Here is a 24,097-nt window from a genome sequence, read left to right on the forward strand (position 1 = left end):
AGTTCCCTCTCTCATGCGGGGCCTTGCAACCCCGCCAAACCCCGAAGGGTCCGGTGCCGCCTATTGGTGTTTGTCCGACCCCCGCGGTCGGGCGTGTCGCGGCCAAGGGCCAGGCTCCGCCGCAGCAACTTTCCTACTGTGGAGACCTACCCCAGGGCGTGCCACGCCCAGTCGAGAGAATCCGCGCCAGTCCCAGGACTGACGCCGCGCAGAAGCGGTCGAGACCTCTCAACGAGCAGTCTCGACCGCCCCGCGACGCAACCCGTCCATTATGCCGCACGTACTGCGACAAAGTGAAATCGGGGTACTTCAGGGGTGTTACTTGATGATCTTCGTCACGCGGCCGGCGCCGACGGTGCGGCCACCCTCGCGGATCGCGAAGCGGAGGTTCTCCTCCATCGCGATGGGCTGGATGAGCTGCACCGACATGCTGGTGTTGTCACCCGGCATGACCATCTCGGTGCCCTCGGGCAGCGTGACGACGCCCGTAACGTCCGTGGTGCGGAAGTAGAACTGCGGGCGGTAGTTCTGGAAGAACGGCGTGTGCCGGCCACCCTCCTCCTTGGAGAGGATGTAGACGGTCGCCTCGAACTCGGTGTGCGGGGTGTTGCTGCCCGGCTTCACCACGACCATGCCGCGCTCGACGTCCTCGCGCTTGATACCACGCAGGAGCAGACCGACGTTCTCGCCGGCGCGCGCCTCGTCGAGGATCTTGCGGAACATCTCGATCGCCGTGCAGGTGGTCTTCATCGACTTGGCCTTGATGCCAACGATCTCGACCTCCTCGTTCGGCTTGAGGATGCCGCGCTCGACGCGACCGGTGACGACGGTGCCACGACCGGTGATCGTGAACACGTCCTCAACGGGCATGAGGAACGGCTTGTCGGTCTCGCGCTCCGGCTGCGGGATCGCGGTGTCGACGGCGCCCATGAGCTCCATGAGCGCGTCGGCCCACTTCGGGTCGCCCTCGAGAGCCTTGAGCGCCGAGACGCGAACGACGGGAGCGTCGTCGCCCGGGAACTCCTGGCTCGACAGCAGCTCGCGGACCTCGAGCTCGACGAGCTCGAGCAGCTCCTCGTCATCGACCATGTCGCTCTTGTTGAGCGCCACGACGATGTACGGCACACCGACCTGGCGGGCCAGCAGCACGTGCTCACGGGTCTGCGGCATCGGGCCGTCGGTCGCCGCCACCACCAGGATCGCGCCGTCCATCTGCGCGGCACCGGTGATCATGTTCTTGATGTAGTCGGCGTGACCCGGGCAGTCCACGTGGGCGTAGTGCCGGTTCTCGGTCTGGTACTCGACGTGCGCGATCGAGATCGTGATGCCGCGGGCCTTCTCCTCCGGCGCCTTGTCGATCTCGTCGAACGGCGTGTACGGGTTCACGTCCGGCATCCGGTCGTGCAGCACCTTGGTAATGGCCGCCGTCAGCGTCGTCTTACCGTGGTCGATGTGACCGATGGTGCCGATGTTGACGTGCGGCTTAGTCCGCTCGAACTTCGCCTTCGCCACTGGTGTCCTCCTGTGGACTTCTTGGTTCACGGTGCGCCGACGCTGGAAGCGCCGACGCACCCTGTCGACTTGGGTCTGGCTGGCCCCCAACTGCAAAAGGAAGCCCTCAGCCCCGCTGACACAGCCTCACGGCCGACTACCGGGTAGTTACTCCCCGGTGGCTTTCGCGATGATTTCCTTCGCCACGTTCGCGGGAACCTCGGCGTAGGAGTCGAACTGCATCGAGTAGCTCGCCCGGCCCTGAGTCTTCGACCGCAGGTCGCCGACGTAGCCGAACATTTCCGACAACGGCACGGTGGCGCGGACGACGCGGGCACCGCCGCGCTCCTCCATCGCCTGGATCGTGCCGCGCCGGGAGTTGAGGTCGCCGATGACGTCGCCCATGTTCTCCTCCGGCGTCGTCACCTCGACCGCCATGAGCGGCTCGAGCAGCACCGGGTTGGCCCTGCGGGCCGCGTCCTTGAGCACCATCGAACCGGCGATCTTGAAGGCCATCTCCGAGGAGTCGACCTCGTGGTACTGCCCGTCGAGCAGCGTCAGCTTCAGGCCCACGAGGGGGAAGCCGGCGAGCACGCCGTACTGCATCGCGTCCTGGACACCGGCGTCGACCGAAGGGATGAACTCCTTCGGGATGCGACCGCCGGTGACCGCGTTGACGAACTCGTAGGTCGGGCCGTCGGCGGTCTGCTCGAGCGGCTCGAGCTTGACGATGACCCGCGCGTACTGGCCGGAGCCACCCGTCTGCTTCTTGTGGGTGTACTCGACCTTGTCGGCGACGGACTTCACCGTCTCGCGGTAGGCCACCTGCGGCTTGCCGATGTTGGCCTCGACGTTGAACTCGCGGCGCATGCGGTCGACCAGGATGTCCAGGTGGAGCTCGCCCATGCCGGCGATGACCGTCTGGCCCGTCTCCTCGTCGTTCTTGACGCGGAAGGTCGGGTCCTCCTCGGCCAGGCGCTGGATGGCGGTGCCCAGCTTCTCCTGGTCGGCCTTCGTCTTGGGCTCGATGGCGACCTCGATGACCGGCTCCGGGAACGTCATCGACTCGAGGATGACCGGGTTGGCCGGGTCGCACAGCGTGTCACCGGTGGTGGTCTGCTTGAGACCCTGCACGGCGATGATGTCGCCGGCGCCGGCGCTGCCGCGCTCCTCACGCTTGTTCGCGTGCATCTGGTAGATCTTGCCGATCCGCTCCTTGCGGTCCTTGGTGGAGTTGACCACCTGGGAGCCGGAGTCGAGCGTGCCGGAGTAGATGCGCACGTAGGTGAGCTTGCCGAGGTGCTTGTCGGTCTGGATCTTGAAGGCCAGGCCGGAGAACGGCTCGTCGACCGACGGCTTACGCAGCAGCGGCGTCTCGCCGTCCGTCGCGATGCCCTCGATCGCCGGGATGTCCAGCGGGGAGGGCAGGAAGTCCACGACGGCGTCGAGCATGGGCTGCACGCCCTTGTTCTTGAACGCCGAGCCGCACACGACCGGGTTGAGCTTGCCGGCGATGGTCGCGCGGCGGATGGCGGCCTTCAGGTCCTTGACGTCGATCTCTTCGCCGTCGAGGTAGCGCACCAAGATGTCGTCGTCGGCCTCGGACAGCGTCTCGAGGAGCTTCTCCCGCCACTCGTTGGCCTGGTCGACCAGGTCGGCGGGCACCTCCTCGACCGCGTAGTCCTCACCCTTCTGGGTCTCGCCGCGCCAGGTCAGCGCGCGCATCCCGAGCAGGTCGACGACGCCGATGTGGTCGCCCTCGAGCCCGATCGGGATCTGCAGCACCAGCGGGGTGGCGTTGAGCCGGTCGATCATCATCTGCACGCAGCGGAAGAAGTCCGCACCCGTGCGGTCGAGCTTGTTGACGAAGCACATGCGCGGGACGTTGTACTTGTCCGCCTGGCGCCACACGTTCTCGGTCTGCGGCTCCACACCGGCGACGCCGTCGTAGACCGCGACCGCGCCGTCGAGCACGCGCAGGGACCGCTCGACCTCGACCGTGAAGTCGACGTGGCCGGGCGTGTCGATGATCTGGATCGTGTGGCCCTTCCACTCGCACTTCGTGGCGGCGGAGGTGATGGTGATGCCGCGCTCCTGCTCCTGCTCCATCCAGTCCATGACCGCCGCGCCCTCGTGGACCTCGCCGATCTTGTACGTGATGCCGGTGTAGAAGAGGATGCGCTCGGTCGTCGTCGTTTTACCGGCGTCGATGTGCGCCATGATGCCGATGTTGCGGACCTTGGCGAGGGCGGCGTCTGCGGCAGCCACTACAAATCCCTACTTCGTCTCTCGTCGGGCGGTTGAAGGCTGGCGCTTACCAGCGGTAGTGCGCGAAGGCCTTGTTGGACTCCGCCATCTTGTGGGTGTCCTCGCGGCGCTTCACCGAAGCACCGAGACCGTTGCTCGCGTCCAGCAGCTCGTTCATGAGCCGCTCGACCATGGTCTTCTCGCGGCGGGCGCGGGAGTAGGTGACCAGCCAACGCAGGCCCAGCGTCGTCGCCCGGGGCGGGCGAACCTCGACCGGCACCTGGTAGGTCGCGCCACCGACACGGCGGCTGCGGACCTCGAGGGTCGGCTTCACGTTGTCCATGGCGCGCTTGAGCGTCACCACGGGGTCGGTGCCGGTCTTCTCGCGAGCACCCTCGAGCGCGCTGTACACGATGCGCTCGGCGAGCTGCCGCTTGCCCTCGACCAGGATCTTGTTGATCAGCTGGGTCACGAGCAGGGAGTTGTAGACCGGGTCCGCCACGAGGGGCCGGCGCGGCGCGGGGCCTTTACGCGGCATGTCAGCTCTTCTCCTTCTTCGCGCCGTATCGGCTGCGAGCCTGCTTGCGGTTGCGAACGCCCTGGGTGTCCAGCGAACCGCGGATGATCTTGTAACGCACGCCGGGCAGGTCCTTCACACGGCCGCCACGGACCAGCACGATCGAGTGCTCCTGAAGGTTGTGACCGACACCGGGGATGTAGGCCGTCACCTCGATACCGTTGCTCAGCCGCACACGGGCCACCTTGCGAAGCGCCGAGTTGGGCTTCTTCGGCGTGGTGGTGTACACACGCGTGCAGACGCCCCGCCGCTGCGGGCTTCCCTTGAGCGCCGGCGTCTTGGTCTTGCTCAGCTTCGCCTGGCGGCCCTTGCGGACCAGCTGCTGGATCGTAGGCACTGGGCCTGCCTCTCCCTTCGGCCTCGCGGCCGCACGTCTATCTCTTCTGTCTTTCCCCATATGACCGAGCGCTGCTCGGACCCGCACCCGCGGTCGGGCGTGTCGCCTATTCCGCGACCCGGCCCGTTTGATCCCAGCCCGGGGTTGTGGTCCGCACCCACCTCTGTTCCCGCCGAGCGGGGCCGATGTGGGCGCACGCACGAGTTGCCCGGCAAAGCCGGGCACGAGGGGAAAGAGTACCCACCGTAAGGACGCTGGTCAAAATCGCGCTGAGGCCTTCGGCCGGCGCCTGCTGACGGAACACTCTTCACACCAAGAGTACCTGGTCGCCGATCGACGTGTCCGGGGGCCTCCAATTCGGGCGCCGGGGTGGTCACACCACGGCGAGCGGGATCAGGAGGGCCAGCAGCGCAAGGCCCGCGCCCACCGCGCCGAGCACGATGCCGGTGACGGCCATGCCCTTGCCGGTGACGCCCTGACCTGCGGCGCGGCGGATCTGGCGCAGGCCGTAGACGGCCAGGCCGACGGCGCCGCCGCCCAGAAAAACCCCCAGGATGGTGAACGCACCGCTCGCGGCGAGGCCCCAGCCGGGCTCGGCGCCGGTCGCGCCGAGGCAGACGGCGAACAGGGCGACCAGCACGGAGGCGATGCCGGCGACGAGGGAGCCGGTGGCCTGCCCGCTGGGCACCGACTGGATCGTCGGGTAGGCGACCCCGAACGGAGTGCCCTGCACCACGTCGACCCGCATGGCGGGTGCGGCCACGGGCGCCGGCGGCACCGTAGGGACGCCGTAGGGGTGCGGATAGCCATACGGCGGGGGTTGTTGCCCGTAGGGCACCGGCCGGCCGTACGGCGACGGGGGCTGTTGCGGCGGGTACCCCGGGTAGCCCATCAGTTCACCGTCGGGTCGAAGTCGGTGCCGCGCTGGCGCGCGTAGTGCAGCAGCCCGATGATCGCGAGCACGACGAGGCCGGCGATGCCGAGCACGATGCCGGTCCAGGCCAGCCGCACGCCGCTGCGCAGGCGGCGGGAGCCGAGCAGGAAGCCGTCCGCGGCGACCAGTTCACGCCGCGACTCCCTCGCGATGAGCAGGGCCAGCGTCGCCGGGATCACCCCGCCCAGGAACGGCCCGGTGACCACGGAGAGCAGGCCCAGCCCGAACACGGCCGAGGCCTTCGTCGCGCGGACCGGATCCGGGTCCAGCGGGTGCCGGGTCGAGGACGTCACGCAGTGAACTCTATCCGGTGCACGGGAAAGGGGCGGAGACACATGGTCTCCGCCCCTCATGCCCTAGCGCTGGTCCTTACCGGAACGACCCCAGGTCGAAGTCGTCCAGCGGGACGGCCTGGCCGCTGGCCGGGCCGAAGCCGTAGTCGGCCTCCGGGTAGCCGGTCATCGAGTAGACCTTGGCCTTCGCCTCCTCGGTCGGCTCGACCCGGATGCTGCGGTACTTGCTGATGCCAGTACCGGCCGGGATGAGCTTACCGATGATGACGTTCTCCTTCAGACCGATCAGCGAGTCGCTGCGCGCGTGGATCGCGGCGTCGGTCAGCACCCGGGTCGTCTCCTGGAACGAGGCCGCGGACAGCCACGACTCCGTCGCCAGCGACGCCTTGGTGATACCCATGAGGACCGGACGGCCGGCCGCGGGCTCGCCGCCCTCGGCGACGACCCGGCGGTTCTCCGCCTCGAACATCGCGCGGTCCACGAGCACACCCGGCAGGAACTCGGTCGAGCCGGAGTCGATGACCGTCACCCGCTTGAGCATCTGGCGGATGATGATCTCGATGTGCTTGTCGTGGATGAGCACACCCTGCGAGCGGTACACCTCCTGGACCTCCGAGGTCAGGTGCACCTGCACCGCCCGGGGGCCCATGATGCGCAGCAGCTCGTGCGGGTCGATCGTGCCCTCGGTGAGCTTCTCGCCGACCTCGACGTGCTCGCCGTCCTGGATGCGCAGCTTGACGCGCCGGCTGAGCTTGTCGTGGACGATCTCGTCGCTGCCGTCGTCCGGCACGATGATGATCTTCCGCATCCGCTCGCCGTCCTCGATGCGCACGCGGCCCGGGGTGTCGGCGATGGGCGCCTTGCCCTTGGGAACGCGGGCCTCGAAGATCTCCTGAACACGGGGCAGACCCTGGGTGATGTCCTCACCCGCGACGCCACCGGTGTGGAAGGTACGCATCGTCAGCTGCGTGCCCGGCTCACCGATCGACTGGGCGGCGATGATGCCGACCGCCTCGCCGACGTCGACGGTCTTGCCCGTGGGCAGCGACCGGCCGTAGCAGGCGCCGCAGACGCCCAGCTTCGACTCGCAGGTGAGCACGCTGCGGACCCGGACGTTCTCCACGCCCGCGGCGACCAGCTGGTCGACCACGATCGAGTTGATGTCCGTGCCACGCTCGGCGACCATGCGGCCGTCCTTGTCCCGCACATCGTCGGCGAGGGTGCGCGCGTGCACGCCCGTCTCCGCGTGGGTGTGGATGCGCAGCAGCCCGTCGGCCACCTCGCCGACCGCCATCGGGATGGCGCGGTCGGTGCCGCAGTCCTCCTCGCGGATGATGACGTCCTGCGAGACGTCCACCAGACGACGGGTCAGGTAACCCGAGTCGGCGGTCCGCAGCGCGGTGTCGGCCAGACCCTTGCGGGCACCGTGGGTGGAGATGAAGTACTCCAGCACGGACAGACCCTCCCGGTAGCTGGCCTTGATCGGCCGCGGGATGATCTCGCCCTTCGGGTTGGCCACCAGGCCACGGATCGCGGCGATCTGGCGGAGCTGGAGGAGGTTACCGCGGGCACCCGAGTTGATCATCTTCCACAGCGGGTTTTCGCGCGGCAGCGCGCTCTCCATCTCCTTGGCCACCTCGCCGGTCGCCTTGGTCCAGATCTCGATGAGCTCGCCGCGGCGCTCCTCGGCGGTCATGAGACCACGCTGGTACTGCTTGTCGATCCGCTGCGCCTCCTTCTCGTAGCGCTCGAGGATCTCGCGCTTACGAGGCGGCTGGATGACGTCCTCCATGCCGATGGTGACGCCGGACCAGGTGGCCCAGTGGAAGCCGGCCAGCTTGAGCGCGTCCAGCGTCGCCGCCAGGGAGACCTTCGGGAAGCGCTCGGCGAGGTCGTTGACGATCGCCGAGAGCTGGCCCTTGCGGATCTCGTAGTTCACGAAGCGGTACCCCACGGGCAGCGTCTCGTTGAACAGGACCCGGCCCAGCGTGGTGTCGATCGTGACGGTCTCGCCCGGCTGCCACTCCTCCGGCGCCTCCCACGGCGCGGCACCCACGCCGTTGTCGACCCCGACGATGCCCTTCAGGCGGATCCGCACCGGCGCCTGCAGGTGCAGCTCGCCGTTGTCGAACGCCATCCGCGCCTCGGCGTCGGAGCTGAACGTGCGCCCCTCACCCCGCAGGTTCTTCTGAATGTGGGTGAGGTGGTACAGGCCGATGATCATGTCCTGCGTAGGCATGGTCACCGGCTTGCCGTCGGCCGGCTTGAGGATGTTGTTGCTGGACAGCATGAGGATGCGCGCCTCGGCCTGCGCCTCGGCGGACAGCGGCACGTGCACGGCCATCTGGTCGCCGTCGAAGTCGGCGTTGAAGGCGGTGCAGACCAGCGGGTGGATCTGGATGGCCTTGCCCTCGACCAGCTGCGGCTCGAAGGCCTGGATGCCTAGGCGGTGCAGGGTCGGCGCGCGGTTGAGCAGCACCGGGTGCTCCGCGATGACCTCCTCCAGCACGTCCCACACGACCGGCCGCTGACGCTCGACCATGCGCTTGGCCGACTTGATGTTCTGCGCGTGGTTGAGGTCAACCAGTCGCTTCATCACGAACGGCTTGAACAGCTCCAGCGCCATCTGCTTCGGCAGGCCGCACTGGTGCAGCTTGAGCTGCGGGCCGACGACGATGACCGAACGGCCGGAGTAGTCGACGCGCTTGCCGAGCAGGTTCTGCCGGAAGCGGCCCTGCTTGCCCTTGAGCATGTCGGACAGCGACTTCAGCGGCCGGTTGCCCGGGCCGGTGACGGGACGACCGCGGCGGCCGTTGTCGAACAGCGCGTCGACGGCCTCCTGCAGCATCCGCTTCTCGTTGTTGACGATGATCTCCGGGGCACCCAGGTCGATCAGGCGCTTGAGCCGGTTGTTCCGGTTGATCACGCGGCGGTACAGGTCGTTGAGGTCGCTGGTGGCGAAGCGGCCACCGTCGAGCTGCACCATCGGGCGCAGGTCCGGCGGGATGACCGGGACGCAGTCCAGCACCATGCCCAACGGCGAGTTCGCCGTGTTGAGGAACGCCGCGACGACCTTGAGGCGCTTGAGCGCCCGGATCTTGCGCTGGCCCTTGCCGCTGCGAATGGTCTCGCGCAGCAGTTCGGCCTCGTCGTCCAGGTCCAGGTTCTCCAGCAGGGCCTTGATGGCCTCGGCGCCCATGGCACCGGAGAAGTACTCACCGAACCGGTCGCGCAGCTCGCGGTAGAGCAGCTCGTCGGTGATGAGGTTCTTGCGCTCCAGCTTGCGGAACGTGTCCATGACCTCGTCGAGGCGGTCGATCTCGCGCTGCGCACGGTCGCGGATCTGGCGCATCTCGCGCTCGCCGGCCTCCTTGACCTTGCGGCGCACGTCGGCCTTGGCGCCCTCGGCCTCGAGCTCGGCCAGGTCCTGCTCCAGCTTCGCGGCGCGCTTCTCGATCTCCGAGTCGCGGGCGTTCTCCGCCTGCCGCTTCTCGGCCGACACCTCGTTCTCGAGGGTCGCGAGGTCGCGGTGGCGGGACTCCTTGTCGACGCTGGTGATCACGTACGACGCGAAGTAGATGATCTTCTCGAGATCCTTGGGGGCCAGGTCCAGCAGGTAACCGAGGCGGCTGGGCACACCCTTGAAGTACCAGATGTGCGTGACCGGCGCGGCGAGCTCGATGTGGCCCATGCGCTCGCGGCGGACCTTCGCCCGGGTCACCTCGACGCCGCAGCGCTCGCAGATGATGCCCTTGAAGCGGACCCGCTTGTACTTACCGCAGTAGCACTCCCAGTCCCGGGTAGGACCGAAGATCTTCTCGCAGAAGAGCCCGTCCTTCTCCGGCTTCAGGGTGCGGTAGTTGATCGTCTCGGGCTTCTTGACCTCGCCGTGCGACCACTGCCGGATGTCGTCGGCCGTGGCCAGGCCGATGCGGAGCTCGTCGAAGTAGTTGACGTCGAGCACTTCGTCTATGTCCTCACGATTCAGTTGCTCGGGTAATTGCTAGGTCGCTGCGGCGGCGCCCCTCGACTGAAGGGGCGCCGCCCGCGTATCAGACTTCCTCGACGCTGCTCGGCTCTCGCCGCGAGAGGTCGATACCCAGTTCCTCGGCGGCGCGGAACACCTCGTCATCCGTCTCGCGCATCTCGAGGGCCACGCCGTCGCTGGAGAGCACCTCGACGTTCAGGCACAGCGACTGCAGCTCCTTGAGGAGCACCTTGAAGGACTCGGGGATGCCCGGCTCCGGGATGTTCTCGCCCTTGACGATCGCCTCGTACACCTTGACGCGTCCGAGGACGTCGTCGGACTTGATCGTCAGCAGCTCCTGCAGCGCGTAGGCCGCGCCGTAGGCCTGCATGGCCCAGCACTCCATCTCACCGAAGCGCTGGCCACCGAACTGCGCCTTACCACCCAGCGGCTGCTGGGTGATCATGGAGTAAGGCCCGGTGGAGCGAGCGTGGATCTTGTCGTCGACCAGGTGGTTGAGCTTCAGGATGTAGATGTAGCCGACCGCGATCGGGTCCGGCAGCGGCTCGCCGGAGCGGCCGTCGAACAGCCGCGCCTTGCCGCTCGCCCCGATCAGCTGGTTGCCGTCCCGGTTGGGCAGCGTGCTGCTGAGCAGGCCGGCGATCTCCTCTTCCTTGGCGCCGTCGAAGACCGGGGTCGCCACGTTGGTGTCCGGCTCGGACTCCCCCGCGTTGATGGAGGTCAGCGCCCGCTTCCACTCGGTGTCGTCGCCGTCGATCTTCCAGCCCGTCTTGGCGACCCACCCGAGGTGTGTCTCCAGGACCTGGCCGATGTTCATACGGCTCGGGACGCCGAGCGGGTTGAGCACGATGTCGACCGGCGTGCCGTCCTCGAGGAACGGCATGTCCTCGACCGGAAGGATCTTGGAGATGACACCCTTGTTGCCGTGGCGGCCGGCGAGCTTGTCGCCGTCCTGGATCTTGCGCTTCTGGGCCACGTAGACGCGCACCAGCTCGTTCACGCCCGGGGACAGCTCGTCGCCGTCCTCGCGGCTGAACGTCCGCACGCCGATGACCGTGCCGGTCTCGCCGTGCGGCACCTTGAGGCTGGTGTCGCGCACCTCGCGGGCCTTCTCGCCGAAGATCGCGCGCAGCAGCCGCTCCTCCGGGGTCAGCTCGGTCTCACCCTTGGGCGTGACCTTGCCGACGAGGATGTCGCCGGTGACGACCTCGGCGCCGATCCGGATGATCCCCCGCTCGTCGAGGTCGGCGAGCATTTCCTCGCTGACGTTCGGGATGTCGCGGGTGATCTCCTCCGGCCCCAGCTTGGTGTCGCGGGCGTCGACCTCGTGCTCCTCGATGTGGATCGAGGTGAGGACGTCGTTCTGCACCAGCTTCTGGGACAGGATGATCGCGTCTTCGTAGTTGTGGCCCTCCCAGGGCATGAACGCCACGAGCAGGTTGCGCCCGAGCGCCATCTCGCCCTCGTCGGTGCACGGGCCGTCGGCGATGACCTGCCCCGCCTCGACCCGGTCGCCCTCGAAGATCACCGGCTTCTGGTTGACGCAGGAGCCGGAGTTGGAGCGACGGAACTTGTGCAGCAGGTACGTGCGGCGGTGGCCGTCGTCCTGGTGGATGGTGATGTAGTCGGCGCACATGTCCTCGACGACACCGCCGACCTCGGCCACGACCACGTCGCCGGCGTCGACCGCGGCACGGTACTCCATGCCGGTGCCGACCAGCGGCGACTCCGCCTTGACCAGCGGCACGGCCTGGCGCTGCATGTTCGCGCCCATCAGTGCCCGGTTGGCGTCGTCGTGCTCGAGGAACGGGATCATCGCGGTGGCGACCGAGGTCATCTGCCGCGGCGACACGTCCATGTAGTCGACCTGGTCGGCCGGGACGTTGTCGACCTCGCCGCCCTTCCGGCGGACCAGGATGCGCTCCTCGGCGAAGTTGCCGTCGCTCTTGAGCGGAGCGTTGGCCTGCGCCTTGACGTAGCGGTCTTCCTCGTCCGCGGTCAGGTAGTCGATCTGGTCGGTCACCCGGCCGTCGACCACCTTGCGGTAGGGCGTCTCGACGAAGCCGAACGGGTTGACCCGCGCGAACGTCGACAGCGCGCCGATGAGACCGATGTTGGGACCCTCGGGGGTCTCGATCGGGCACATGCGGCCGTAGTGCGACGGGTGCACGTCCCGGACCTCGAAGCCGGCCCGCTCACGCGACAGACCACCCGGGCCGAGCGCGCTCAGCCGGCGCCGGTGGGTCAGGCCCGCCAGCGGGTTGGTCTGGTCCATGAACTGGGACAGCTGCGACGTGCCGAAGAACTCCTTGATCGCCGCCACGACGGGGCGGATGTTGATCAGGGTCTGCGGCGTGATCGCCTCGACGTCCTGGGTGGTCATGCGCTCGCGCACGACGCGCTCCATCCGGGACAGGCCGACGCGGACCTGGTTCTGGATGAGCTCGCCGACCGTGCGCAGGCGCCGGTTGCCGAAGTGGTCGATGTCGTCGGCCTCGTAGCCCTCTTCGCCCGTGTGCAGGCGGCAGAGGTACTCCACCGTGGCGACGATGTCCTCTTCGGTCAGCACGCCCTGGGTGATCGGCACATCCAGTTCGAGCTTCTTGTTGAACTTGTATCGGCCAACCTTGGCGACGTCGTACCGCTTCGGGTTGAAGAAGAGGTTGTCCAGCAGGTTCTGGGCGTTCTCCCGCGTCGGCGGCTCACCCGGCCGCAGCTTGCGGTAGATGTCCAGCAGCGCCTCGTCCTGGCCGGCGATGTGGTCCTTCTCGAGCGTGGTCATCATGAGCTCGGACCAGCCGAACTTCTCACGGATGCGCTCGGCCGACCAGCCGATGGCCTTGAGCAGGACGGAGACAGCCTGCCGGCGCTTGCGGTCGATGCGGACACCAACGGTGTCGCGCTTGTCGATGTCGAACTCCAGCCAGGCACCCCGGCTCGGGATGACCTTGACGCTGGTGAGGTCGCGGTCGGAGGTCTTGTCCGGCTGCTTGTCGAAGTACACGCCCGGCGAGCGGACGAGCTGGCTCACCACGACGCGCTCGGTGCCGTTGATGATGAACGTGCCCTTGGGCGTCATCATGGGGAAGTCACCCATGAACACCGTCTGGCTCTTGATCTCGCCAGTGGTGTGGTTGGTGAACTCCGCGGTCACGAACAGCGGGGCGCAGTAGGTGAGGTCCTTCTCCTTGCACTCCTCGATCGGGGCCTTGACCTCGTCGAAGCGCGGAGCGGAGAACGACAGTGACATCGTGCCGGAGAAGTCCTCAATGGGACTGATCTCATCGAGGATCTCCGCGAGCCCGGAACGGGCGTGCTGATCACCGGCCGAGCGGTTCTGCCAATTCTCGTTGCCAACCAGCCAGTCGAACGAGTCGGTTTGGATGGCGAGGAGGTTGGGAACCTCAAGGTGTTCGGTGATCCTGCCGAAGGAGACCCGGCGGGGAGCGTAAGCGCTCGAACTGGTCTTCGCAGGGCGGGAAGCTGCCAAGATGCGTCCTTCCGAGGACCGGTGTTGCAAACAGGCCGTTTCGCGTGCAGCCTGACGACCTCCGATGTGGAGAAGCCCACGAAGAGGCCCCTCACGCCAGAGGTGAAGTCAGAAGACAGCGCAAACTAGCAGTGTAGCCGAAGGGCTCACCGCTGTCCAGCGGCCTCGTGCACGATGTTTTCAACGACCTTTTGCGAAGATCGTTTCTCCACCGGCCGAGCCGCTCGCGTCGGTCGTAGCCTGCGGGCCCACAGTCGATGCGCTCAGAACCAGATCCAAGAAGGACCGGGCACATCGGTCGTGCCGCTCGGCCGCCGCGTCCGCGGAAGGCAGTGCCTGATTAGCGTGCCTGGCCGCCGGTCATCGCGTCAAGGGTTCCCACGCGCGTCGGGGCGTCGTGACGGATATCTCGCACCACGACCACTAAGTGTTGTGGTCGGGCCCCCTAGATCTTGGGTCCTTACATGTCGCTTACGAAAAGACGGCCGCCGGTGACCCGGCGGCCGTCCAGTTCGCAGACGCGAAGTTACTTGAGGGTAACCTTGGCGCCCTCGGCCTCGAGCTTCGCCTTGGCCTTCTCGGCGTTGTCCTTGTTGGCCTTCTCGAGGACGGCCTTCGGGGCGGCCTCGACGAGGTCCTTGGCCTCCTTGAGGCCCAGGCCGGTCAGCTCGCGCACGACCTTGATGACCTGGATCTTCTTGCCGCCGTCACCCTCGAGGATGACGTCGAACTCGCTCTGCTCTTCCTTCTCCTCGACCGGCGCGGCAGCGCCGCCGGCCGCGGCGATCGCAACCGGGGCGGCGGCGGTGACCTGGAAGACGTCCTCGAACTGCTTCACGAACTCGGAGAGCTCGATCAGCGTCATCTCCTTGAACGCGTCCAGGAGTTCGTCGTTGCTCAGCTTCGCCATGGTGGCGTTTCCTTTCGAAAAAGTGATGTGGGGCGATCGGCCGGACTACTCGGCCGCGCCACCGGCTTCCTGTTCGCGCTTGTCTGCCAGAGCCTGGACGGTCCGGGCCGCCTTCGACAGCGGGGCCTGGAACAGCGCCGCGGCCTTGCTCAGGTTGCCCTTCATGGCGCCGGCCAGCTTCGCCAGCAGCACCTCGCGGGACTCCAGGTCGGCCAGGCGACGGACCTCGTCCGCGCTGATGGCCTTGCCCTCGAAAACGCCGCCCTTGATGATCAGCAGCGGGTGGGCCTTCGCGAACTCGCGCAGACTCTTGGCCGCCTCGACCGGGTCGCCGCCGACGAAAGCGAGCGCGGTAGGACCGGAGAACAAATCGTCGAGCCCGCTGATGCCCGCATCCGTCGCGGCACGCTTCGCGAGCGTGTTCTTCGCGACGGCGTACGTGGTCTCACGGCCCAGGCTGCGGCGCAGGGTCTTGAGCTGCGCCACGGTCAGGCCGCGGTACTCGGTCAGCACGGTGGCCGAAGCGCCACGGAACTGCTCGGTGAGCTCCGCGACAGCGGTGGCCTTGTCGTCTCGAACCGGCTTGTCCGCCATGTCCCTCCTCTCTCGTTGCCTCATTGCTGGTCATCACCACAGCAATGAAAAACGCCCCGGCGCAGGGGCGCACGGGGCGGAGGCAGCACGTGAAGGCGCTGACGTTCACACCAGTTTCGCGGCCCTGCGCGGGTCGCCCGCATTGCGGCGGGACCTTCGATGTCTGTGTTCTCCAGTCAGGAGCACGCGGACATGACCAGCGGTCTTCGGGTTTGCCGTTTCAGAGTACGTGCAACTTCGCGAGGCGCCAAATCAGGCCCTGTCGAGCCGAGCCCGCGTGTAGAAGCCAGTGAAGACCGCGGTCCAGGCCAGCGCCCAGGCGGTGGTGAGCGCAATGACCGGCAGGTGTGCGGCGCCGACGGTGGCGCGGGCCGTGGCCATCACCGGCGGGGCCAGCCACGGCACCGGGAAGCTCTTGAGGCCGAACACGACCGCGAACACGGCGCCGGAGACCAGCACAGCCACGCCGCGGGCGGCCTGGACGGTCACCGCCCGGCTGGACAGGGCGCCGAGCGCCACCGCGGGCAGCAGGAGCAGCAGGTGGGCCCACACGCCCAGGGCGATGCCGGTGGATAGCGGCGGGTCGCCGGCTCGCGGTGTGGTCACGCCGCCGACGACCCACGGCAGGACCAGCGCGATCGCGACGAGGGGCAGGCCCGCCAGCGCGGCCGCGACCAGGCCGGCGACGATCTCCCGCGCGGCCCCGCCGGCCGCGACCCGGCCGAGGCGGCGCTGGACATCGGGCTCGACGTCGAGCAGGACCTTGCTCTGCCAGGCGAGCACCACGAACAGGACGGCGGCCGAGACCCCGTACGCCTCGCCGGCCTGCGCCTGGCCGCCGCCGTAGAGGATCGAGAGCACGACGAGGGCGGCCAGCAACGGGGCGACGGCCCGTCCCGTGTGGACGAACCCGGCCAGTCGCATGCGGACGAGCGCGGTCATGGCTGGGGCACCTCATCGCGTACCGTCAAGATCTCGAAACCGGCCGAGCGCAGCCGGCTGACCGCGTCGGGCGCGTCGGCAGCGTCGACGGCGAGCTCGATGACCTTCTTGCTCGCCGGTCGCTCCGCCGCGTGCACCTCGCCGTCGCGGACGTGCCAGCGGCTTGCGCCCGGGAGCCGGGCGACCTCGCCCAGATGGTCGCTGACCAGGACCGACCCGCCGCGCGCGACGACCTCGGCGACGATCGCCGGCACCTGCTCGCGGGTCTGCGCGTCGAGGCCCTCCCACGGCTCGTCGAGCACGAGCAGGCCGGGCGGGGCGAGCAGCGCCTGCACGAGGCCGACCTTCTGGGCCGAGCCCTTCGACAGCCGGCTGAGCCGGACGTCGAGGAAGTTCTCGAAGTGCAGCCGGCGCGCCCACCGCTCGATGTCCGCGGTGCCGTCGCGGCCGCGGATCGCCGCCATGTGTTTCAGGTGGGTACGCGCCGTGAATGGCTGATCCGCGGGAAAGCGCTCGGGGACCCAGCCGATCACGGCCGGGCGGTCCGTGACGGCCCCGCGGCCGGGACGCAGCACCCCGGCGGCCAGCTGCAGCAGCGTGGACTTGCCGGAGCCGTTCGGACCGGCCACGACCGCCGTCTCGCCCGGCTGGAGGGTGAGGTCGACGCCGCGCAGGGTCCACGGTGCGCGTCGGCCGTAGCGGAACCACACGTCCTGGAAACGCACCGGGACAGCGTGCCATAGACACGCTGTCCCGGTGGTTCCCGCTTTGCTGTGCTTTTGCTGAGTACCTGCTACTCGGCGGTGGCGACGCTGTCGTCCTCGAGGAGGTTGCGCGTCTTGCCCGGGTCGACGGGGATGCCCGGGCCCATGGTGGTGGTGATGAAGATCTTCCTCAGGTACTTGCCCTTGGCGGCCGAGGGCTTGGCCCGGTTGACCTCGTCCAGCACCGCGGCGTAGTTCTCGACGAGCTGCTCGTCGGTGAAGCTCGCCTTGCCGATGATCAGGTGCAGGTTCGAGTGCTTGTCCACCCGGTAGGTGATCTTGCCACCCTTGATCTCGTTGACCGCCTTGGTGACGTCCATGGTCACCGTGCCCGTCTTCGGGTTCGGCATGAGGCCGCGCGGGCCCAGGATCCGCGCGATCCGGCCGATCTTGGCCATCTGGTCGGGGGTGGCGATCGCCGCGTCGAAGTCGAGCCAGCCCTCCTGAATCCGGGCGACGAGCTCGTCGGTGCCGACCGCGTCGGCGCCGGCGGCCTCGGCCTCGGCCGCCTTCGCGCCCTGCGCGAAGACGATCACTCGGGCGGTCTTACCGGTGCCGTGCGGCAGGTTGACCGTGCCACGGACCATCTGGTCGGCCTTGCGCGGGTCGACGCCCAGGCGCATGGCCACCTCGACGGTGGGGTCGAACTTCACGGTCGTGGTCTGCCGGGCCAGCTTGACGGCGGCCATGGGGCTGTACAGAGCGCTGCGGTCGACCAGGTCGGCGACCTTGCGGTAGTTCTTGCCGTGCTGCGACATGTCGCTTTCGTTCTCCTGTGGTCTCAGTGCGGACGCCGCGCGGCGTCCTCCCACTAGTCGGCGGTACTTCAGTCCTTGACGGTGATGCCCATGGAGCGGGCGGTGCCGGCGATGATCTTCTCGGCCTGCTCGATGTCGTTCGCGTTGAGGTCCGACATCTTCTTCTCGGCGACCTCGCGGAGCTGGGCCTTGGTGATCGAGCCGACCTTGTCCTTCTGCGGCACGCCGGAGCCCTTGGGCACGCCGGCGGCCTTGAGCAGCAGGCGGGCGGCGGGCGGCGTCTTGAGGATGAAGGTGAACGTGCGGTCCTCGTAGACGCTGATCTGCGCCGGAATGATGTCACCGCGCATGGACTCCGTCTGGGCGTTGTACGCCTTGACGAACTCCATGATGTTCACGCCGTGCTGACCGAGGGCGGGACCGACCGGCGGAGCCGGCGTGGCCTGGCCGCCCGGCAACTGAAGCGTGAAGGTCTTGACGAGCTTCTTCTTCGGAGGCATGGCTGCTTTCGTCTTCCTGGGCTGGAATCGGTTCGTGCTGTCGCGTTTTCCGAGCACGATGAGGCGTCCGGCGCTCAGGCCGGACGCTCAAGCGTACCGCAGGCGTTTTAGATCTTCGTGACCTGGTTGAAGTTGAGCTCAACCGGGGTCTCGCGACCGAAGATCGAGACCAGCACCTTCAGCTTCTGCTGGTCCGCGTTGATCTCGCTGATGGTCGCCTGGAGCGAGGCGAAGGCGCCGTCGGTGACGGTGACCGAGTCGCCGACCTCGAAGTCGAGGACCTTGACCTCGGGCTTGCCGGCCTTCTTGCCCTCCTGCTGCACCACCGGCGCGAGCCACTTGAGGACCTCGTCGAGCGACAGCGGCGCCGGGCGGTCGGCGCGGTCGGTCGCCCCCACGAAACCGGTGACGCCCGGCGTGTTGCGCACGCAGGAATACGACTCCGGGGTCAGCTCCATCCGGACCAGGATGTAGCCGGGGAAGACCTTGTTCTGCACCTGGGTGCGCTTGCCGTTCTTGATCTCGACCTCTTCACGAGTCGGGACCTCGACCTGGTAGATGAACTCTTCCATGTCGAGGCTCGTGATCCGGGTCTCGAGATTCGTCTTGACCTTGTTCTCATAGCCGGCGTAGGAGTGCACAACGAACCAGTCGCCGGGCGCGAAACGCAGTGCGGCCCGCAGCTCGGCGACGGGGTCCTCGGCGTCGGACGCCACCGTCGGGGTGGCGGCCGTCATCACCGGCGACGCTTCCTCGTGCTGCTCGTCGTCGGGAGTACCGGGCGTCTCGTCGAAATCCTGCACGCTGCTCACTTCCGTCTGTCTGTCTTCGCCGGCCCTCGGTCCCGACGCCGCCTGGCTGACCGCCGGCGCTCGCTCGGCCGTGTCGTGCCTACTGGTTGGCGTTGCCGTTACCGAAAGTCCAGAGGACGAGCTTGGCGAAGCCGAAGTCGAGGCCGCCGACGATGGCCAGCATGATGATCACGAACACCACCACGACGAGCGTGTAGGTGCTCAGCTCCTTGCGGGTCGGCCAGATAACTTTACGCAGCTCGGCGACAACCTCGCGGATGAAGTTGATGAGCCGCGCAAAGATGTTGTTGGAACCGCCCTCTTTGACCTTGGTCTTCTTGCCGTCCTTGGTCTTGAGGTCCTTGGACTTGGCGTCCTTGGACTTCCCGTCCTTGGCGCGACCGTTCTTGCTCGCGGTCTCCTCGTCGAGGTCCTCGTCCTCCTCGGACTCGTCCTCGACGTCGTCCGCGGTCTCGAGGCTGTCCAGCTCGTCGGCGAACTCATCCTCGATGGCGGCGTCCTCGGCGCTGAGCTCCTCTTCACGGCGATCGTCGGCGGGGTTGGTCCCGCGTCGCCTGCGTTCGGCCACTTTCGCCCTCTTCCGTGATCTCGCGAGTGCTCGGTCCGTATGTCGTCCGGCAGCAAGACCCCGGGCCCTCACGACCCGTCGACCACCGGTACTTGCCCGATCGCAGGGCCACCGGCGGGAGCCGGTGGCACACGGTCGGACCAACCGTGACCGCTGTGGTCGACGGCCCGGCCACGTTCGGCCGAGCGCACCGGACCCAGGTCAGGCCTTCGGCGCAGGGGCGACAGGACTCGAACCTGCAACCTGCGGTTTTGGAGACCGCTGCGCTACCAATTGCGCCACACCCCTTCGTGAACTGGGCAACATTGAGTTGCTCACCCCACGGCGGACCAGTGTACGGGTTGTGGGCGGGATATCCCAACCACCCCCCACCTACTGCTTTCTCACGAGTGCCTTCGCGGCCCCCAGCGCCTTCTCTCCCTGGCAGGTCGCGGACACGTCGATCTGCACCAGGCCGTCCTCGAGGACCTTCTTCACCACGCCGGTCACCACGATCTCGGTGCCCTTGTCATCGTCCGGCACCACCACCGGGTTGGCGAACCGGGTGGAAAATTCCACGATCGAGGCGGTCCCGCCCACCCAGGAGGCCACCGCCTGGCCGGCGAGGCCCATGGTCAGCATGCCGTGGGCGATCACCCCGGGCAGGCCCACAGCGATCGCCTGGCGGTCGCTCCAGTGGATCGGGTTGAAGTCGCCGGAGGCCCCCGCGTAGCGCACCAGATCGGCGCGGGTAACCCGGAACGTCCGGGCCGGGAACTCGGTGCCTGGCTGCATCTCAGCCCTCCCCACGGATCACGAGCCGGGTCCAGACGGTCACGACCTGCTCGCCCTCGACGGTGGCGACCTCGTGCCGTGTGGTCAGGAACGCATGCCCGGCCCGGCTGCTGATCTCCTCCACCGTCATCACCGTGGTGAGGTGATCGCCGGCCTCGATCGGCCGTGCGTAGCGGAACGTCTGCCCGCCGTGCACGACCCGGCTGTAGTCCATGCCGAACGACGGGTCGTCGACAAGCTGCTGCCCGGCGATCTGGCTGAGGATGATGGCGAAGGTCGGCGGCGCGATCACGTCGCGGTAGCCGTGGGCCCGGGCCTCGGCGAGGTCGCGGTGCACCGGGTCGGTGGCGAAGACCGCGTCGGCGAACTCGCGGATCTTCTCCCTGCCCACCTCGTAGGGCGGGGTCGGCGGGAACACCCGGCCCATGTACGACTGATCCAGCGGCATGGAGTGGAACTTACCCGTACAGCAACAATGCCCCGGCCTCAGGCCGGGGCATTGTATGGATTATGGGATTACCGCGTCTCGCGGTGGACCGTGTGCTTGCCGTCGCGCGGGCAGAACTTCTTGAGCTCGATCCGGTCCGGGTCGTTGCGGCGGTTCTTCTTGGTGATGTAGTTGCGCTCTTTGCACTCCGTACACGCCAGCGTGATCTTCGGACGAACGTCGGTCGCCTTGGCCATGGCGAAGTGCCTTCCTTCAGAGCGTTCTCGGTGTCAGACTCAGCGAACCATCTTAGCGGCTCACGCAGATGGACGCCCACTCGGGCGTCCGATAGTACTTCTGTAGCGGTGGCCGGACTTGAACCGGCGACACAGCGATTATGAGCCGCTTGCTCTGCCATCTGAGCTACACCGCCCTAGAGCCCCCTTACGGAATCGAACCGTAGACCTTCTCCTTACCATGGAGACGCTCTGCCGACTGAGCTAAGGGGGCGCATCGTATGCGTTCCCGCACACGCGCTCGCTAAGCGTACACGGCCCTCGGCCGGGCACGAAATCGACTTACCCACTATCGGTCTTCGCGCAGCTCAGCCCGGCTATGGGACCGCGCGGAGCCACCGGACCTCGCCCGCCGGGGCCCGCGTGGGATCCGAGGCGGTCTGAACCTGCAGCCACGATTCGAAGCGCTCGTACGGCAGCGGCCGGCTGAACAGGAAGCCCTGCCCCATCCCGCACCGCATGTCTTCCAGCAGCCCGAGGGTGAGCTCGCTCTCGACCCCCTCGGCCACCACGTCGAGCCCGAAGTTGCGGGCCATGTCCACGACCGAGCGAACGATCGCCAGATCGCTCGGCGACGTCGCCATGCCCTGCACGAACGTCCGATCGATCTTGACTTCCTGCACCGGCAGCCGGCTGAGGTCCGCGAACGACGAGCGCCCGGCGCCGAAGTCGTCGACCGACAGCCGCACCCCGAGGTCGCACAGCCGCTCCAGCGTGGGCAGGGCCCGCCCGCCGGCCAGCAGCCCCTCGTCCTCGGTGATCTCCAGGATGAGCCGATCCGCCGGTACCCCGTGCTCCTCGAGCAGCTCCGAGATCTGCAGCGGCAGGTCCGCGTCGCCCAGCGTGCGCGGCGACAGGTTGACGGCCACGGCCAGCGGCCGACCGGCGTCGGCCCACTGCCGGGCCCGCCGGATGCCCTCGCGCAGCACCACCGCGTTGAGCCGGGTCAGCTGCCCGGTGTGCTCGGCGACGGCGACGAAGTCGGGCGGGGCGACCTGCCCGTGCACCGGATGCTCCCACCGGGCCAGGCACTCGACCCCGACCAGCCGCCGGTCGGTGAGCGCGACCTTCGGCTGGAAGTACACCTCGATCTCGCCCCCGGCGAGCGCGGTGCGCAGGTCCGCGGCGAGCCCGACGCGGCGCACCGCCCGCGACTGCAGCCCGGCGTTGAAGACCTGGACGATCCCCCGCGACTTCGCCACGTGGGTGGCGACGTGGGCCCGCTGCAGCAGTTCCTCGGGCTGGGTGCCGTGCTCGGGATGGACGGCCACGCCGACGTACGTGTCGACGTCGATCGTCAGGGCGTCGATCACCATCGGGTCGCGCAGCCCGGCGCGCAGCGTGTCGGCGACGGTCGCGGCCGCCTCGGCGCTCGCGGTGCGCAGTTCGATCGCGAACTCGTCGTCGCCGACCCGGGCCACCAGCGCGCCCTGCGGCGCGAGCCCGCGCAGCCGCTTGGCCACCTCGACGAGCACCTTGTCGCCGGCGTTGTGCCCGAGCGAGTCGTTGACCTCGCGCAGCGCCACGACGTCGAAGAACAGCACAGCGACCACCTCGCGGCTGCCGCGGCCGCTCATCGCCTCGTCGAGGGCCTCGAGCATCCGGCGGCGGTTGGCCAGGCCGGTGAGGGCGTCGTGGTTCGCGTCGTACTGCAGCCGGTCGACGAGCCGGCTGTTCTCGACGGCCACGCCGGTGTGCGCGGCGAGCGTCTCGATCAGCTGCACGTCGTCGCGGCCGAAGGCGACCTGGTCGCCGAGCCGCCCGGCCACCTCCAGGGTGCCGATCGACACGCCGCCGGAACGCAGCGGCACGACGATGATGTCCTTGACCCCCGCGTCCTGCAGCTGCGCGCGCAGGTCGGGGTCGCCGGTCCTGGGCCCGACGGCGACGATCTGCCCTGTGCGCATGGCGAGGTCGCGGAACAGGTCGGGCGTCGGCGCGGCGTCCAGCAGCCCCTGGTAGTCGAACCGGGCCGACAGCAGCACCTCCTGGTGCCGGCCGTGCCGGGGCAGCCACAGCGTCGCCGAGTCGGCGACCAGCAGGGCGCGGACCCGGCCGAGCAGCACGTCGGGCAGCGTCCCGTCGTGGTTGGTGCTGGCGATGTCGCGGGTCAGCGCATACATCACGGTGAGCCGCTTGTGCTGGCCCAGGAACCGGGCGTAGGCCCGGTTGCCCACGGCGAGCACCACCGCGAGCAGCGCGAGTAAAACGATCGACCAGAGGCTCGCGTCCAGCGTCAGCAGCGTGACCAGGCCGATTACCGTGTTGATGGCGGTGACGGCGAGACCGGGGCCGGTGCTGCGCAGGAATTGCGGAACGTGAGCGACGCCCTGCACCAGCGCCAGGACGCCGGCGATCGCGGCGAGGTTGACGACGGAATTGGCGGCGATCGCCAGGCCGAGCACCAGCCAGGTGTGCGGATTGCCCGGATCGTCACCAAGGCGGTAAATCACCACGACGAGCCCGGCGGCGGCGACGCCGGCCGTATGACTGGCCGCATTGAAGGCGGCCTTGTGCCAGCCGAGCTTGCCGGTGAAGACGTTCCACAGAATGCCGGCGGCGACGCGCACGATGATCGCGGCCAGCGGCGAGAGGTAGAACAGGCTCAGCAGGAGCGGGACGTCGTTCATGCGGTGCGTGACGCCCTGACGGTTGACGTCGAAGCGCAGCTGCACGTACGTGCCGAGGATCGCCAGCAGCAGGAAGACCGGGACGAACTCGATGTGGTACGACAGCGGGTGCACCTGGTCGGACATCGTCTCCGCCAGCGCCATGAGGGCGCCGACGGCGAACAGGGGACCGGTGATCAGCCACGCATGTCGGTCAGACCGGGTGATCGGCCTCTTCGGAGCGGGCACCGCTTCCCCAATCGCGTCTAGCCGTGACGTTGATCAGCCACGGCTCGGCCGCAACCGGGGCCGCCGATGAAACTCAGGTCCAGTCCCAGTCCTGGACGACGTAGACCGGCGGCGTAACGGCTCGCGCCGCCGTCTGCGTCACGTCGGCAATAACCGCCTGGTAACGCGGTGCCGATAACGCAACGTCAGCTTGTGCAACCGTGGCGGAGAGACCGAGCGCTGCCGTTCCAACGCCGATGGTCACCGCCAGCCGCATGATCCACCGGCCGAGCGTCTTTTCGCGCATCTTTGGCTCCCATGCGATCGCAGTGACACTGGCGCGGTCTGGTTACCCACGATCGTGCCACAACCCACGTCGGGACCAACAGAGCCAGGGCCAACATGACGCGGCCACACGAAAGAATCGACCTTTCAGCCGATTTCAGTTCCGGCGAACCGGCTGATTCAACCCGCCTGGCGGAGCTTTCGAGCAACGTTTCGGCGCCGTCGTGAGTCGCCCCTGCTCGACCCGGCCGCCTGATCAGCTATCGACACCTC

The 24,097-nt window shown here is 68.0% G+C and carries 21 protein-coding genes and 3 tRNA genes; all 24 read right to left on the reverse strand.

Going from position 1 to position 24,097, the window contains the following annotated elements; translation table 11 throughout:
* Positions 1-318 precede the first annotated feature (318 nt).
* The 24 genes from tuf to ABD901_RS15020 all read right to left on the reverse strand — a co-directional run bounded on the left by tuf (position 319) and on the right by ABD901_RS15020 (position 23,846).
* Entirely contained in the window at positions 319-1,512 is a 1,194-nt protein-coding gene (gene tuf / locus ABD901_RS14905) for an elongation factor Tu (RefSeq protein ID WP_345126394.1), read from the reverse strand.
* Between the two features lie 147 nt (positions 1,513-1,659).
* Positions 1,660-3,759, reverse strand: coding sequence for an elongation factor G (gene fusA / locus ABD901_RS14910; RefSeq protein WP_345126397.1), 2,100 nt, complete (start codon positions 3,757-3,759; stop codon positions 1,660-1,662).
* 46 nt (positions 3,760-3,805) lie between these two features.
* Positions 3,806-4,276 (reverse strand): 30S ribosomal protein S7, encoded by a 471-nt coding sequence (gene rpsG, locus ABD901_RS14915; protein ID WP_190249390.1) that lies wholly within the window; start codon positions 4,274-4,276, stop codon positions 3,806-3,808.
* A 1-nt stretch (position 4,277) separates the two neighbouring features.
* Entirely contained in the window at positions 4,278-4,652 is a 375-nt protein-coding gene (gene rpsL, locus ABD901_RS14920; protein WP_033357671.1) for a 30S ribosomal protein S12, read from the reverse strand.
* Between the two features lie 373 nt (positions 4,653-5,025).
* Complete coding sequence (locus ABD901_RS14925; RefSeq protein ID WP_345126403.1) at positions 5,026-5,544, reverse strand: hypothetical protein; 519 nt, start codon at positions 5,542-5,544, stop codon at positions 5,026-5,028.
* Positions 5,544-5,879: a hypothetical protein gene (locus tag ABD901_RS14930; protein ID WP_345126405.1), complete on the reverse strand. Its 336-nt coding sequence runs from the start codon at positions 5,877-5,879 to the stop codon at positions 5,544-5,546. The genes ABD901_RS14925 and ABD901_RS14930 overlap by 1 nt, the downstream gene beginning before the upstream one ends.
* Before the next feature lie 76 nt (positions 5,880-5,955).
* Positions 5,956-9,843: a DNA-directed RNA polymerase subunit beta' gene (locus ABD901_RS14935; protein WP_345126407.1), complete on the reverse strand. Its 3,888-nt coding sequence runs from the start codon at positions 9,841-9,843 to the stop codon at positions 5,956-5,958.
* A gap of 88 nt (positions 9,844-9,931) precedes the next feature.
* Complete coding sequence (rpoB, locus tag ABD901_RS14940; protein ID WP_345126410.1) at positions 9,932-13,357, reverse strand: DNA-directed RNA polymerase subunit beta; 3,426 nt, start codon at positions 13,355-13,357, stop codon at positions 9,932-9,934.
* 526 nt (positions 13,358-13,883) lie between these two features.
* The gene (gene rplL / locus ABD901_RS14945) at positions 13,884-14,267 is read right to left on the reverse strand and encodes a 50S ribosomal protein L7/L12 (protein WP_345126413.1); all 384 of its coding nucleotides are present in this window, start codon (positions 14,265-14,267) and stop codon (positions 13,884-13,886) included.
* A gap of 45 nt (positions 14,268-14,312) precedes the next feature.
* Entirely contained in the window at positions 14,313-14,861 is a 549-nt protein-coding gene (gene rplJ / locus ABD901_RS14950; RefSeq protein ID WP_345126416.1) for a 50S ribosomal protein L10, read from the reverse strand.
* Positions 14,862-15,113: 252 nt separating this feature from the next.
* The gene (locus ABD901_RS14955; protein ID WP_345126419.1) at positions 15,114-15,803 is read right to left on the reverse strand and encodes a hypothetical protein; all 690 of its coding nucleotides are present in this window, start codon (positions 15,801-15,803) and stop codon (positions 15,114-15,116) included.
* The gene (locus tag ABD901_RS14960) at positions 15,800-16,528 is read right to left on the reverse strand and encodes an ATP-binding cassette domain-containing protein (protein WP_345126424.1); all 729 of its coding nucleotides are present in this window, start codon (positions 16,526-16,528) and stop codon (positions 15,800-15,802) included. Before ABD901_RS14960 ends, ABD901_RS14955 begins: the two co-directional genes overlap by 4 nt.
* A 68-nt stretch (positions 16,529-16,596) precedes the next feature.
* Positions 16,597-17,325, reverse strand: coding sequence for a 50S ribosomal protein L1 (rplA, locus tag ABD901_RS14965; protein WP_345126427.1), 729 nt, complete (start codon positions 17,323-17,325; stop codon positions 16,597-16,599).
* A 68-nt stretch (positions 17,326-17,393) separates the two neighbouring features.
* Positions 17,394-17,825 (reverse strand): 50S ribosomal protein L11, encoded by a 432-nt coding sequence (gene rplK, locus ABD901_RS14970; RefSeq protein ID WP_345126430.1) that lies wholly within the window; start codon positions 17,823-17,825, stop codon positions 17,394-17,396.
* Between the two features lie 107 nt (positions 17,826-17,932).
* Complete coding sequence (gene nusG, locus ABD901_RS14975; RefSeq protein ID WP_380139915.1) at positions 17,933-18,565, reverse strand: transcription termination/antitermination protein NusG; 633 nt, start codon at positions 18,563-18,565, stop codon at positions 17,933-17,935.
* A 151-nt stretch (positions 18,566-18,716) separates the two neighbouring features.
* Positions 18,717-19,205, reverse strand: a complete 489-nt coding sequence (gene secE, locus ABD901_RS14980; RefSeq protein ID WP_345126437.1) for a preprotein translocase subunit SecE — start codon at positions 19,203-19,205, stop codon at positions 18,717-18,719.
* Positions 19,206-19,420: 215 nt separating this feature from the next.
* A tRNA-Trp gene (locus ABD901_RS14985) sits at positions 19,421-19,493 on the reverse strand.
* A gap of 84 nt (positions 19,494-19,577) precedes the next feature.
* Positions 19,578-19,979 (reverse strand): MaoC family dehydratase, encoded by a 402-nt coding sequence (locus tag ABD901_RS14990; protein ID WP_345126440.1) that lies wholly within the window; start codon positions 19,977-19,979, stop codon positions 19,578-19,580.
* A 1-nt stretch (position 19,980) separates the two neighbouring features.
* Positions 19,981-20,427, reverse strand: coding sequence for an FAS1-like dehydratase domain-containing protein (locus ABD901_RS14995; protein WP_345126442.1), 447 nt, complete (start codon positions 20,425-20,427; stop codon positions 19,981-19,983).
* 68 nt (positions 20,428-20,495) lie between these two features.
* Positions 20,496-20,663, reverse strand: a complete 168-nt coding sequence (rpmG, locus tag ABD901_RS15000; RefSeq protein ID WP_033357682.1) for a 50S ribosomal protein L33 — start codon at positions 20,661-20,663, stop codon at positions 20,496-20,498.
* A gap of 103 nt (positions 20,664-20,766) precedes the next feature.
* A tRNA-Met gene (locus ABD901_RS15005) sits at positions 20,767-20,839 on the reverse strand.
* Positions 20,840-20,843: 4 nt separating this feature from the next.
* Positions 20,844-20,916 (reverse strand) — tRNA-Thr (locus ABD901_RS15010).
* A 103-nt stretch (positions 20,917-21,019) separates the two neighbouring features.
* Positions 21,020-23,476 carry a putative bifunctional diguanylate cyclase/phosphodiesterase gene (locus ABD901_RS15015; protein WP_345126445.1) on the reverse strand — a complete coding sequence of 819 codons (2,457 nt, stop codon included), beginning with the start codon at positions 23,474-23,476 and terminating at the stop codon, positions 21,020-21,022.
* A gap of 157 nt (positions 23,477-23,633) precedes the next feature.
* Positions 23,634-23,846 carry a hypothetical protein gene (locus ABD901_RS15020; RefSeq protein ID WP_345126450.1) on the reverse strand — a complete coding sequence of 71 codons (213 nt, stop codon included), beginning with the start codon at positions 23,844-23,846 and terminating at the stop codon, positions 23,634-23,636.
* Positions 23,847-24,097 lie beyond the last annotated feature (251 nt).

This window comes from Dactylosporangium darangshiense (assembly GCF_039537565.1).
In the GTDB taxonomy this organism is placed as follows: Bacteria; Actinomycetota; Actinomycetes; order Mycobacteriales; family Micromonosporaceae; genus Dactylosporangium; species Dactylosporangium darangshiense.